This window comes from Micromonospora cremea (genome assembly GCF_900143515.1).
GTDB lineage: Bacteria > Actinomycetota > Actinomycetes > Mycobacteriales > Micromonosporaceae > Micromonospora > Micromonospora cremea.
In genome coordinates this window covers 1430427-1442462 of sequence record NZ_FSQT01000002.1, presented here as the reverse complement: position 1 = coordinate 1442462, position 12036 = coordinate 1430427, and the positions used below count along the sequence as shown (strand labels likewise).

General features: G+C 73.2%; 13 protein-coding genes. 10 read left to right on the top strand and 3 right to left on the bottom strand.

Annotated features, from left to right (window positions below; translation table 11 throughout):
- The first annotated feature begins 193 nt into the window (after nt 1-193).
- The gene (locus BUS84_RS20050) at nt 194-775 is read left to right on the top strand and encodes an NADH-quinone oxidoreductase subunit B (protein ID WP_074314669.1); all 582 of its coding nucleotides are present in this window, start codon (nt 194-196) and stop codon (nt 773-775) included.
- A gap of 91 nt (nt 776-866) precedes the next feature.
- Nucleotides 867-2183: a DUF2252 domain-containing protein gene (locus BUS84_RS20045; protein WP_074314668.1), complete on the top strand. Its 1317-nt coding sequence runs from the start codon at nt 867-869 to the stop codon at nt 2181-2183.
- Nucleotides 2184-2199: 16 nt separating this feature from the next.
- Here BUS84_RS20045 and BUS84_RS20040 read toward each other — a convergent pair whose 3' ends face one another.
- Nucleotides 2200-3246, bottom strand: a complete 1047-nt coding sequence (locus tag BUS84_RS20040; RefSeq protein WP_074314666.1) for a glucose 1-dehydrogenase — start codon at nt 3244-3246, stop codon at nt 2200-2202.
- 116 nt (nt 3247-3362) lie between these two features.
- On the opposite strand from BUS84_RS20040, the gene BUS84_RS20035 reads away from it, so the two are divergent.
- Both BUS84_RS20035 and BUS84_RS20030 read left to right on the top strand, forming a co-directional pair.
- On the top strand, nt 3363-4181 hold the full coding sequence (locus tag BUS84_RS20035) for an NADH-quinone oxidoreductase subunit C (protein ID WP_074314665.1): 819 nt from the start codon (nt 3363-3365) through the stop codon (nt 4179-4181).
- Nucleotides 4181-5143, top strand: a complete 963-nt coding sequence (locus tag BUS84_RS20030; protein WP_074314663.1) for a complex I subunit 1/NuoH family protein — start codon at nt 4181-4183, stop codon at nt 5141-5143. Before BUS84_RS20035 ends, BUS84_RS20030 begins: the two co-directional genes overlap by 1 nt.
- 73 nt (nt 5144-5216) lie before the next feature.
- Here BUS84_RS20030 and BUS84_RS20025 read toward each other — a convergent pair whose 3' ends face one another.
- Complete coding sequence (locus BUS84_RS20025; protein WP_074314662.1) at nt 5217-6272, bottom strand: glutathione S-transferase family protein; 1056 nt, start codon at nt 6270-6272, stop codon at nt 5217-5219.
- A 106-nt stretch (nt 6273-6378) separates the two neighbouring features.
- Between BUS84_RS20025 and BUS84_RS20020 the strand changes: the two genes are divergently transcribed.
- Entirely contained in the window at nt 6379-6810 is a 432-nt protein-coding gene (locus BUS84_RS20020) for an ester cyclase (protein ID WP_074314660.1), read from the top strand.
- On the opposite strand, the gene BUS84_RS37640 is transcribed toward BUS84_RS20020, so the two are convergent.
- A complete protein-coding gene (locus tag BUS84_RS37640; RefSeq protein ID WP_244298650.1) occupies nt 6791-6949 on the bottom strand; it encodes a hypothetical protein in 159 nt (52 codons plus the stop codon). The genes BUS84_RS20020 and BUS84_RS37640 overlap by 20 nt on opposite strands.
- 8 nt (nt 6950-6957) lie before the next feature.
- Here BUS84_RS37640 and BUS84_RS20015 point away from each other — a divergent pair, with 8 nt between their 5' ends.
- From BUS84_RS20015 to BUS84_RS19995, 5 genes are read left to right on the top strand one after another with little or no spacing between them, the layout of a single operon-like run.
- Nucleotides 6958-7578: a NuoI/complex I 23 kDa subunit family protein gene (locus tag BUS84_RS20015; RefSeq protein WP_074314658.1), complete on the top strand. Its 621-nt coding sequence runs from the start codon at nt 6958-6960 to the stop codon at nt 7576-7578.
- A gap of 40 nt (nt 7579-7618) precedes the next feature.
- On the top strand, nt 7619-8182 hold the full coding sequence (locus BUS84_RS20010; RefSeq protein ID WP_074314656.1) for an NADH-quinone oxidoreductase subunit J family protein: 564 nt from the start codon (nt 7619-7621) through the stop codon (nt 8180-8182).
- Nucleotides 8179-8556 (top strand): NADH-quinone oxidoreductase subunit NuoK, encoded by a 378-nt coding sequence (nuoK, locus tag BUS84_RS20005; RefSeq protein WP_074314654.1) that lies wholly within the window; start codon nt 8179-8181, stop codon nt 8554-8556. Before BUS84_RS20010 ends, nuoK begins: the two co-directional genes overlap by 4 nt.
- The gene (locus BUS84_RS20000) at nt 8553-10490 is read left to right on the top strand and encodes an NADH-quinone oxidoreductase subunit 5 family protein (RefSeq protein WP_074314652.1); all 1938 of its coding nucleotides are present in this window, start codon (nt 8553-8555) and stop codon (nt 10488-10490) included. The genes nuoK and BUS84_RS20000 overlap by 4 nt, the downstream gene beginning before the upstream one ends.
- Entirely contained in the window at nt 10487-11995 is a 1509-nt protein-coding gene (locus BUS84_RS19995) for a complex I subunit 4 family protein (protein WP_074314650.1), read from the top strand. Before BUS84_RS20000 ends, BUS84_RS19995 begins: the two co-directional genes overlap by 4 nt.
- Nucleotides 11996-12036: the final 41 nt, after the last annotated feature.

Sequence of the window (12036 nt, the reverse complement as noted above, 5' to 3'; positions counted from 1 at the left end):
AGAGGTGACACACCGCGACGCCGGGGAAGGTTGCGACCGCCGGAAAGCTGACTGTGCCACGGCTCGTATCGATCATGGCGGATCAAGGCGTGTCCGGACACGCGTTGCGCGGGCCCGGCCGGGCCATCCGGCCACCGGGTCGGCGTCGGGCGCTGTGGTTGACTGTCCGGTGGGGGACAGGAAGGGGACGCTCGTGCAGCTGCCGGCAGTGCTCGGCGAGCCGATCCGGTTCGTGCTGAACTGGGGCCGCCGCTACTCGCTCTGGGTCTTCAACTTCGGCCTGGCCTGCTGCGCGATCGAGTTCATCGCCACCAGCATGGGTCGGCACGACTTCATCCGGCTCGGCGTGATCCCGTTCGCCCACGGCCCCCGGCAGGCCGACCTGATGGTGGTCTCCGGCACGGTGACCGACAAAATGGCCCCGGCGATCAAACGGCTCTACGACCAGATGCCGGAGCCGAAGTACGTCATCTCGTTCGGCGCCTGCTCCAACTGCGGCGGCCCCTACTGGGACTCGTACTCGGTCACCAAGGGCGTCGACCAGCTCATCCCGGTCGACGTCTACGTGCCCGGCTGCCCGCCCCGGCCGGAGGCGCTGCTGCACGGCATCCTGCGCCTCCAGGAGAAGATCGCCGCCGAGCAGTCCGGCCTCGGTGGGGTGTCCCGCCCGGATCTGCTCGCCGCGCCGGTGGACGCCGCACCCCGCGACGGCGCCGCCCCGCGCTCGGTCGACTCGCTCACCGCCCCGCCGGTACGCCCACCCGCCGCCGGCTGACCCGCACCCGCAGCCGCATCGGCCCGTCGGCCGAGCGGACCAGTCGGTTGTCTGACGCCCCGGGTGGTCCGGCCGAGCTAGCCTGCGCACCATGAGCAACTCCGTGGACCAGCGGTCAGCCCACATCGTCGACGTGCTGACCGAGGAGTTCGGCGCGTCGATGGCGATCGACCCGGCCGCCTTCCGTCGCAAGTTCCGCAAGATGGCCGCGTCGCCGTTCGCCTTCTACCGGGGCAGCGCCGCCCTGTTCTACGCCGACCAGCTCGGCGACTTCGCCGACGACCGGTTCCTGGACGAGCGGACCGGCCGGGTGTGGATCCACGGTGACCTGCACGCCGAGAACTTCGGCACCTACATGAACGCGTCCGGGCAGCTGGTGTTCAACGTCAACGACTTCGACGAGGCGTACGTCGGGCCGTTCACCTGGGACCTGCGGCGGTTCGCGGCCAGCGTCGCGTTGCTCGGCTACGGCAAGGCGCTCTCCGACACGGTGATCGGTGAGCTGGTGGCCGGCTTCGCCCGGTCGTACCTGACCGAGCTGCGGGCGATCGCCGCCGGCGGGGACGACGCCATCGGCTCGATCACCCTGGACAACGCCGACGGGGTGCTGCGCCGGGTGCTCCAGCAGGCCCGGCTCAACACCCGGGTCGACCTGCTCGCCGAGCAGACCACCATCGACAACTACGAGCGGCGCTTCTCCGTCGGGGACGGGGTCTTCGAGATCGACGGGGACACCCGCGACAAGGTGCTCGCCGCCTTCGAGGAGTACCTGGGCACATTGCCCACCGCCTCGGCCCGGCTGCGCCCGGTGGCGGCGAGGATCAAGGACGTGGTGCTGCGCAAGGGGGTGGGTATCGGCTCGGCCGGGCTGCCGTCGTACAACCTGCTGCTGGAGGGACACACCCAGGCGCTGGAGAACGACGTCGTCATCTACATGAAGCAGGCGCAGGTGCCGGCGGTGGCCCGGTACGTCTCCGACGAGTCGGTCCGCGGCTACTTCCAGCACCAGGGTCACCGGACCGCCGAGTCGCAGCGGGCATTGCAGGCGCACGCCGACCCGTGGCTCGGCTTCACCGAGCTGGACGGGGCCGGCCAGCTGGTCGCCGAGGTCTCCCCGTACGCCGCCGACCTGGACTGGTCCGACGTCAACGAGCCGGAGGAGCTGACCGGGGTGCTCGCCGACCTCGGCCGGGCGGTGGCGCGGATGCACTCGGTCGCCGACGACGAGTCGAGCCACGACCTGGTGGACTACTCCACCGAGGAGGCGATCGTGGCCGTGGTGGAGACCGACGAGCCGGGCTTCGTCACCCACCTGGTGGAGTTCGCGCACGCGTACGGGGTGCGCGCCCGGCAGGACCACCAGCTCTTCGTGGACCTGTTCCGCAACGGCCGGCTGCCCGGCATCTGACCGGGCGGCCCGCCGCTCAGCCGCCGAACTCCAGCACCACCTTGATGTCGCCCGGCTCGGCGGTGTACGCCTCGGCGTACCGCTCGACCGGCACGCGCCGGGTGAGCAGCGACTCCAGCCACGACTGGTCGGCCCGGCTGAGCGCCTGAGCGGCCATGCTCCAGTGGCGCTCGTTGGCGTTCACCGAGCCGAAGACCACGTTGTTCTCCAGCACCAGCGCCCGGTTGAGCGCGCCGGCGTCGAAGTCGATGATCCGGCCGCCGCTGGACACCCCGGCGAGGCAGACGATCCCGGTCGGGGCCGCCTTGCACATCACGTCGATGACCACCGTCGGGGCGCCGGTGCACTCGAGCACCACGTCGGGCTCGAAGGGCAGGTCGTTGACCGGCACCGTGTGGTACGAGGCGCCGAGTGCGGCGACCAGCTCCGGCTTCGGCCCCGAGGTCGCCCGGTCCAGCACGTGTACGGCGAGCCCGCGCTGGGTGGCGAGCAGCGCGGCCAGCAACCCGATCGGCCCCGCGCCGGTCACCAGGACCGTCTGCGGTTGCCACTCGGCCCGGTGCCCGATCCGCTCGATGTGGTCCCACGCCTTGGCCACCACGCTGGTCGGTTCGAGCAGCACGCCGACCCGGGCCAGCGCCGGCTCGAGCCGGACCGCGTACCGGGGCTCGATCCGCCAACGATCGCGGGCGAACCCGGGCAGCCCCTTGATGCCGTGCTCGGTGAACTGCCCGTTGCGGCACATGTCCCACTCGCCGACCGCGCAGTTGGGGCAGGGCACCGGGTCGGGGTGCCGGACGATCCCGGCCACCAGCTCGCCGGGTTGCAGGGTTCCGGTCGGGTCCTCCAGCACCCGGCCCAACGACTCGTGCCCGATGATCAGGCGGTCCTCGCCGGGCGGCGCCTCGCCGTACTCCCCAGCGATGATCTCGTGGTCGGTGCCGCAGATCCCCACCGCCAGCGCCTCGACGAGGACGGCACCCTCCTCGGGTGCCGGCTCGGGCTGATCCTCGACGAGGCTCAGCGAGTTGGCGACTCCGGGTTTCACAGTGACAGCACGCACGCCCTCATCTTTCCCCGCCGAGCACCTGGCCGCTCCGCAAAGCCGGCAGATCGTCGGTGCCCGAACCGTGCCTCGGCTCGAACGGGGACTTCGACACAGGCCCTAGGATCAGCGGCATGACTCCGGAAGAGGTCGGTGCTCGGCTGGTCGCGCTGCTCGCGCCGGTCAAGGCGACCCCGTCGGTCTCCGGCGGGCAGCGGTACGCCCGGGCCACCGTCGACGTGCCGGCGGCGAGCTGGCGGGACGCGCTCTGCGCCGCCCGCGACGACGCCGAGCTGGCCTGCGACTTCTTCGACTGGCTCTCCGCGGTGGACGAGCTCACCGAGGGCTTCGACGTGGTGGCGCACCTCTGGTCGACCCGGCTACGGCACGGCGTGCTACTGCGCACCCGGCTGCCCCGCAGCGCGGCCACGGTGGCTTCGGTGGTCGACGTCTACCCGGGTGCCGCGTGGCACGAGCGGGAGACGCACGAGATGTTCGGCATCGGCTTCGCCGGCCACGGGGAGCTGCGACCGCTGTTGCTGCCTCCCGAGTTCGAGGGCCATCCGCTGCGCAAGGAGTTCGTGCTCGCCTCCCGGGTGGCCAAGCCCTGGCCGGGCGCGAAGGAACCGGGCGAGTCCGAGGCCGGCGGTGGCCGCCGACCGATCCGCCCACCGGGCGTGCCCGCTCCGGGCGAGTGGGGCGCCACGCCCACCCCGGCCGGAGCGGGTGGGGCGGGGGAGGGCCCGCGCGGTGGCACCCCGGCCAGACCGGCCGGTGACCGGCCGGCTCGGCCGGCCCCGGGGGCCCGTCCGGCGCGTACTCCCCGGCCCACCGGCACCGGCGACGGCCCGGCAGCGCCGGACCAGCCCGCGGCCGGCGCGAGCCCGGGCGGCCCGGTCGCGGACCCGCCGGCGCGCGGTGACCGGACCGACGACGACGGGGGTACGGCCTGATGCCGCTCTGGGTGGAGCTGGTGCTGCGGGTGGGCGGCGTGCTGGTCGCGTTCCTCACCCTGCCGCTGCTGGTGGGGCAGGCCGAGCACAAGGTGATGGCGCACATGCAGGGCCGGCTCGGCCCGATGTACGCGGGCGGCTTCCACGGCTGGGCGCAGCTCGTGGCCGACGGCGTCAAGTTCGTGCAGAAGGAGGACATCACCCCGCGTGAGGCGGACCGGGCCGTGTTCCGGCTGGCGCCGGCGGTGGCCCTGGTGCCCTACCTGCTGGTGCTGCTGGTCATCCCGCTCGGCCCGAACGACCTGGTCGGGCAGCCACTGGACATCGGCCTCTTCTTCGTGCTGGCCGTGGTCGGCGTCGGGGTGGTGGCGGTGCTGATGTCAGCCTGGGCGTCGGCCAACAAGTACAGCCTGCTCGGCGGGCTGCGCGGGGCCGCCCAGCTGCTCGGCTACGAGCTGCCGCTGGTGCTGGCCGCCGCCTCGGTGGCGATGGCGGCCAGCACGCTCAGCCTCTCCGGCATCGTCGCGGCGTGGCAGCCGTGGTGGCTGCTCTGGCAGGCCCCCGCGATGATCATCTTCTTCGTCGCCGGCCTGGCCGAGATCCGCCGGCCGCCGTTCGACATGCCGGTGGCCGACTCGGAGCTGGTCTTCGGGTACATGACCGAGTACACGGGTCTCCGCTTCGCGTTCTTCCTGCTCGCCGAGTACGTCGGCATCGTGGTGATCGCGGCGCTGACCACGGTGCTGTTCCTCGGCGGCTGGCAGGGCCCGTTCGCCGACGACCAGCTGGGCTGGCTCTGGACCCTGCTCAAGGTCTTCGCCGTGGCGTTCGTGATCATCTGGCTCCGGGTGTCCTACCCCCGGCTGCGCGAGGACCAGCTCCAGCGGCTCTGCTGGCTGGTGCTGGTGCCGGCGTCCCTCGCGCAACTGGTCCTCACCGCCGCCGTCCGCATCGCCCTCTGACCGCGAAGGAAGGGCACCTTTTAACGCCTGCGGTAGAGCAGGGGCCCCTTCTTGACAGTTGAGGCAGGACCGGTCAGCGCAGCGGGGTGTGCGCCGGATCCACCGGCTCGGCCGGCGGCGGTGGCGGCGTGCCCTCGCCGAAGGGGCGACCGCCGAGGGTTTCCCGGCCGTGCGGGGTGATCCAGTCGGACAGGTCGGGGCCGAGGGGGACGATCCCGGTCGGGTTGATGTCCCGGTGCACCTCGTAGTAGTGCCGCTTGATGTGGTCGAAGTCGATGGTGTCGCCGAACCCCGGGGTCTGGAACAGGTCCCGGGCGTACGCCCAGAGCACCGGCATCTCGCTCAGCTTCTGCCGGTTGCACTTGAAGTGGCCGTGGTAGACCGGATCGAAGCGGACCAGCGTGGTGAAGAGCCGCACGTCCGCCTCGGTGATGGTGTCGCCGACCAGGTAGCGCTGGTCGGTCAGCCGCCCGGACAACCAGTCCAGCCGGTCGAACAGCCGGTGGTACGCCTTGTCGTACGCCTCCTGGCTGCCGGCGAAGCCGCACCGGTAGACGCCGTTGTTGACGTCCCGGAACACCACGTCGTTGACCTCGTCGATCTGCGCCCGCAGGTGGTCGGGGTAGAGCTGCGGGGCGCCCTCGCGGTGGTACGCGCCCCACTGCGTGGACAGGTCGAGGCTCATCTGCGCGTAGTCGTTGGTCACCACCTGCCCGGTCGGCACGTCGACGATCGCCGGCACGGTGATGCCCCGCTCGTAGCCCGGAAAGCGCTTGAAGTACGCCTCCTGGATGCGCTCGATGCCGAGCACCGGGTCCCGCCCGCCCGGGTCGAGGTCGAAGGTCCAGCTGCGGGCGTCGTGGGTGGGACCGGCCACCGCCATCGAGATGGCGTCCTCCAGCCCGAGCAGCCGCCGCACGATGATCAGACGGTTGGCCCACGGGCAGGCCCGGCTGACCGCCAGCCGGTACCGGCCCGGCTCCACCGGGTACCCGTCCCGGCCGTCCGCCGTGATCCGGGTGGCGATGTACCGCTGGTCCCGGGTGAACTCACCGCCCGGCTCGACGTACTTCCCGCCTGTTTCCTCGCCCACGTCGCCCTCCCGGTCCGGTTGCCGTCTCCTGCCCATCCTCGCGGATTTCCGGTCCGTTCCGCGCGCTCACGTGCAACCCGGCCGGATCATGCCGCCCGACTGTGGCCGGGGCGACGGACCCGGGGGCGGCTAACCTGCCGGCATGACGGATGTGGAGGCGGCGGCCCGGCGCTTCATCGCCGACGTGTGGAACGCCCGCCGGGAGGAGTCCGCGTACGAGCTGATCGCCGAGGAGTGCCCGGGGCTGGGCGGCACCGGGCCGGAGGCGACGCTGGCCTGGCACCGGGAGCGGCGGGCCGCCTTCCCGGACCTGCGGTACAAGATCGTGGACGTGGTGGCCGCCGGCGAGCGGGTGGCCGTGCACTGGCGGGCGGCCGGCACGCACGTCGGGCAGTTCGGGCCGGTGCCGCCGACCGGGCAGGTGGTCAGCTACTCCGGGGCGACGTTCCTGCGCTTCGGCGCAAAGGGCCGGATCGTCGAGGTGTGGAGCTGCAACGAGCTGTTCCAGCTGCTTCAGCAGCTCGGCGTCGAGATGCTCCCGCCGACCGGCGGCATCAGCGCGCCCGGGGTGTGATCCTGCCGATCGGCAGGTTGATCGGGAAGGGTTCGCCGGTGTCGACGAACTTCGTCCACCGCCCGGTCTCGGTGTAGACCTCGTTCACCGCGTCGATCGCCGCACACCCACGGGTGGTGGTCGCGCGCGCGGGGGCCACAGGGCAGGATGGTCGACATGAGCGACCCCAGCGAGCACGGCGGCGCGGCCGGCGGCACCGAGCGCGGCCTCCCCGGCGCGGGCCTGGTGAAGGGGCTGGCGGTCACCCTCAAGACGATGACCAGCCGCTCGACCACCCAGCAGTACCCGGATGTCGCCCCCGAGCTGCCGCCCCGTTCGCGCGGCGTGATCGCGCTGTCCGAGGAGAACTGCACGGTCTGCATGCTCTGCGCCCGCGAGTGTCCGGACTGGTGCATCTACATCGACTCGCACAAGGAGGAGGTGGCGGTGCCCGGCGCCGCCCGCCCCCGCCAGCGCAACGTGCTCGACAAGTTCGACATCGACTTCTCGCTCTGCATGTACTGCGGCATCTGCATCGAGGTCTGCCCGTTCGACGCGCTCTACTGGTCCCCGGAGTTCGAGTACGCCGAGTACGACATCAAGGACCTGCTGCACGACAAGGACCACCTCGGCCAGTGGATGGCCACCGTCCCGCCGCCGCCCGCGCACGACCCGAACGGCGAGCCGGCCAAGGAGGAGACCGCCGCCGCGCGCAAGGCGGCCGCCGCACGTCCGGCCCCGCCGGCGGTGCGCCCCGAGCCCGGCGCCGACCCGGGTCCCGCGTCGTGACCGCCCGACATTCGGCGGCCCGAGCCGGGAGGGCGGCCCGGTGACCGGCGCGGACCTGCTGCTGCTCGCTCTCGGCGCGGTGGCGGTCGGCGCCGGCGTGCTGGTGGTGACCACGAAACATCTGGTGCGGGCCGGGCTCTACCTGGTGGTCTGCCTGGGCGCGCTGGCCGGCGACTATCTCGTGCTCGGCGCCGAGTTGGTGGCCTGGGTGCAGGTGCTGATCTACGTGGGCGCGGTCGTGGTGCTGCTGCTGTTCGCGGTGATGCTGACCCGGGCGCCGATCGGCGCCTCCGACGACTTGGACCGGCCCGGCTGGCCGGCTGCGCTGATCGGTGGCGGCGCCGGGCTGGGGCTGACCGTCCTGCTGGTCCACGCGTACCGGTGGAGCACGGTCGCGCTGCCCGGCGCGGGCACCGCGGAGCGGCTGGGGGAGCAGATCTTCCGGTCGTGGGTACTGCCGTTCGAGGTGCTCTCCGTGCTGCTGCTGTCGGCGCTGGTGGGTGCGGTGGTGCTGTCCCGGCCGGACATCGGCCGGCCCGGCCCGGCAGCGGACGGCGTGGCGAGCCAGGACGTGGTGGACGTGGACTCCGGGGGGCGCCGGTGAGACCGGTCATCCCGTACGTCACCGCCGCGTTGCTGTTCGGCCTCGGCGTCTACGGCGTGCTGCGCCGGCGCAACGCGGTGCTGGTGCTGATGGCGGTGGAGCTGATGCTCAACGCGGTGAACCTGATCCTGGTCACCGCCGACACCACCGCCCGCTCCGTGCTGCCGCACTCCGGTCAGGTCTTCGCGCTCTTCGTGATCGTCCTCGCCGCCGCCGAGATCGGGGTCGGGCTGGCGATCGTCCTTCAGCTCTACCGGCTGCGCGCCAGCGTGGCGGTGGACGAGGTGCCGCTGACCGAGCCCGCCGAGTCGCCACGGGCCGCCGGTGCGCCGGAGCCGGCCGCCGCCGGCCGGACCACGGAGGCGGGCCGGTGACCGGGGTGCTGGGCGCGCTGCTGCCCGCCGTACCGCTGGCCGCCGGGCTGCTCGGCCTGCTGCTGCCGCCGGCTCCGCGCCACCGGACCACCGGTGCGGGCGGCGGTGACCGGGCCCGGCGCGTGGCCGTCGCGTTCGGGGTGACCGGCGCGGCGGGCGCACTGGCGCTGGCCGTCGCGCTGCTGGTCACGGTCGATCGGCCCGAGGAGACGTCGACCACCTGGGTCGACCTCGGTGGGCTGACGGTGACCCTCGGCGTCCGGCTGGACGGCGCCGCCGCGCTGGTGGCGGTGGCGGTCGCAGCGGTCGCCCTGGCCGTGCAGGTCTACTCGATCGGCTACCTGCGACGCGGCCCGCATGACGACGTCGATGTCGACCACCGCTACCCGCCGTACGCCGCGCAGATCAGTCTCTTCACCGCCGCGATGCTGCTGGTGGTGGTCTCCGGCGACCTGATCATGCTGCTGGTCGGCTGGGAGGTGATGGGCCTCTGCTCGTACCTGCTCATCGCCCATGACCGCCGGCTGCCCGGTGCGCCCGCCGCCGCGATGAAGGCGTTCCTGGTGACCCGGGTCGGTGACGTCGGGTTCCTGCTCGGCATCGCGCTGCTCGGTGTGTCGACGGGCAGCTTCCGGATCGCCGACGTGCTCGCCCACGACCACTCCACCGCGACCCTGACCGCCGCCGGTCTGCTGCTGCTGGCCGGGGTGGCCGGCAAGAGCGCGCAGTTCCCGCTGCACACCTGGCTGCCGGACGCGATGGCCGGCCCGACGCCGATCTCCGCGCTGATCCACGCCGCGACGATGGTCGCCGCCGGGGTGTACGCGGTGACCCGCCTCTATCCGCTGTTCACGGCCGCGCCGGTGACGCTGACCGTGCTCGGGGTGATCGGGTCGATCACCCTGCTGCTCGGCGCGCTCGCCGCCACCGCGCAGGACGACATCAAGCGTGTGCTGGCCTGGTCGACCGTGTCCCAACTGGGCTACATGACCGGTGCGCTGGCGGTCGGCTCGCCGTCGGCGGCGCTGTTCCACCTGTTGACCCACGCCGCGTTCAAGGCGCTGCTGTTCCTCGCCGCCGGTGCGGTGATCCACGCGGTGGGCAGCACGCTGATGTCGGAGATGGGCGGGCTGCGCCGCAGCATGCCGGTGACCTTCTGGTGCACGGTGGTGGGCCTGGGCGCGCTGGCCGGGGTGCCGCCGCTGGCCGGCTTCTGGAGCAAGGACGGCGTGCTGACGGTCGCCGAGGCGGCCGCGCGGGAGGGCACCGGCCCGGCGCCGTCCTGGGTGGGCTGGCTGGTCTGGCTGGCCGGGCTGGCGGGCGTCGCGATCACCGCCTGGTACGCCGGCCGGCTGCTGCTGCGGGCCTTCTTCGGCGCTCCGCGGCTGCCGCTGGTCCGGCCGCACGACCCGCCGGCGGTGCTGCGCTGGCCGGTGCTGCTCCTGGCCGTGCCGGCCGCGCTGCTCGGCCTGGCGGGGTTCGTCGGGGCGTTCGCCGACCGGCTGCGGTTCGCCACCGTGCCGGTGGCGGGCGCGGAGGATGCCCTGGTCCACCTCGGGCCGGGGCTGCTGCTGCCGCTCGCGCTGCTGCTGGTCGGCGCGGGGCTGGTGCTGCTGGGCTGGCGTCGGGATCCGGCCGCCGATCCGGCGGCCGCGCTGGGTCCGCTGCGGTCGGTCTTCGCCCGGGCGTTCCGGCTCGACGACGTCCAGCAAGCCTTGGTGGTACGCCCGGTCCGGGCGCTGGCCCGGTCCGCGCGCACGGGCGACGAGGTGGTCGTGGACGGTGCGGTCGAGGGCAGCGGTCGGGCCGCGTCCGGCCTGGGCGCCGGGCTCGCCGCGCTGCACCGGGCGGCACTGCCGCGGGCCGCCGCCGGGGTGCTGGCCGGCGCGCTGTTGATCGGGCTGGCCGCCGCGCTGATCGGAGGATCCCGATGAGTGTCGGGCAGGTGCTGCTGATCGCCGTCCTGGCGTTGCCGGCGCTCGGGGCGGTCGCGGTGGCGGCGACACCCCGGGACCGGGCGGCCCGGCTGGTCGGCACGGTCGTGGCGGCGCTGACCCTGCTGGCCGCGGTGCTGCTGGTGCTCGGGGGCCGGAACTGGGTCGCCTGGTCGGCCGGGGCGCCGGCGGTGCGGCCCTGGCACCAGCTGGACCTGCCCTGGGTGCCCGGCCTGGATCTGCGCTTCCACCTCGGCGTCGACGGCATCTCCTGGCCGCTGGTGGTGCTGACCGCGCTGCTCACGTTGCTCTGCTGCGCGTACACGTTGTGGCGGGTGCCGGCCGGTGGCAGTGGCCGGGCGCTGGTCGCGCTGCTGCTGGTGGTCGAGGTGGGCATCCTGGGCACCTTCCTCGCCCTGGACCTGGTGCTGTTCTTCCTCTTCTTCGAGGTCGTCCTGCTGCCGATGTACGCGATCATCGCCGGCTGGGGTGGCGCGGACCGGCGTCGGGCGGCCCGCAAGTTCGTGCTCTACACCCTGCTCGGCTCGGTGCTGCTGCTGGTCGGTGTGTACGTCGTGGTCGCCGCCGCGGGCACCGCCGACGTGGTGGCGCTGACCGGTGGCGGCGGGTTGTCCCGGGGCACCCAACTCGCCGCGTTCACCCTGTTCGCGCTCGCGTTCGCGGTGAAGAGTCCACTCTGGCCGCTGCACTCCTGGCTGCCCGACGCGCACACCCAGGCGCCCACGGTGGGCAGTGTGGTGCTGGCCGGGGTGCTGCTCAAGATGGGCACCTACGGCCTGATCCGGGTGGCGGTGGGGGTGGCGCCGGAGGGTGCCCGCTGGGCGGCGCCGGTGCTCGGCGTGCTGGCCGTCGCCGCGATCCTGGTCGGTTCGCTGGTCTGCCTGGCTCAGGACGAGGTCAAGCGGCTGATCGCGTACTCCAGCGTCGGGCACATGGGCTTCGTGCTGCTGGGCGTCGCCACGCTGACCACCACCGGCATCCAGGCGGCGCTGATCGGCAACGTCGCGCACGGCGTGATCACCGGCCTGTTGTTCTTCCTGGCCGGCGCGCTGAAGGACCGTACCGGCACGGGCAGCCTGTCCGAGCTGTCCGGGCTGCGGGAGACCGCGCCCCGGCTGGCCGGTCTGCTCGCGTTCGCGGCTGTCGCGTCGCTCGGCCTGCCCGGGCTGGCCGGGTTCTGGGGGGAGGCGTTCGCGGTGATCGCGGCGATCCAGGTGGGCGGCCCGCTCTGGACCACCCTCGGGGTGCTGGCCGCGCTCGGTGGCGCACTGACCGCCGCGTACTTCCTGCGGCTGCTGCGCCGCGTCACCCATGGCCGGCCGAGCACCGCCGTCGGCCGGGTCGGTCCCGGTCTGGCCGGGGCGGAGCTGACCGCGTGGGCGCCGCTGGTGCTGCTCGCGTTGGCCATCGGGCTGGCCCCGGCGCTGGTCCTCGGGGTCGCCGAGGCCCCGGTCGACGCCCTGGTGGGGGTGGTCTTCCGGTGAGCGCGAGGAGTGAGCCGGTTCTGCGAGCCCCGCAGTCGCGA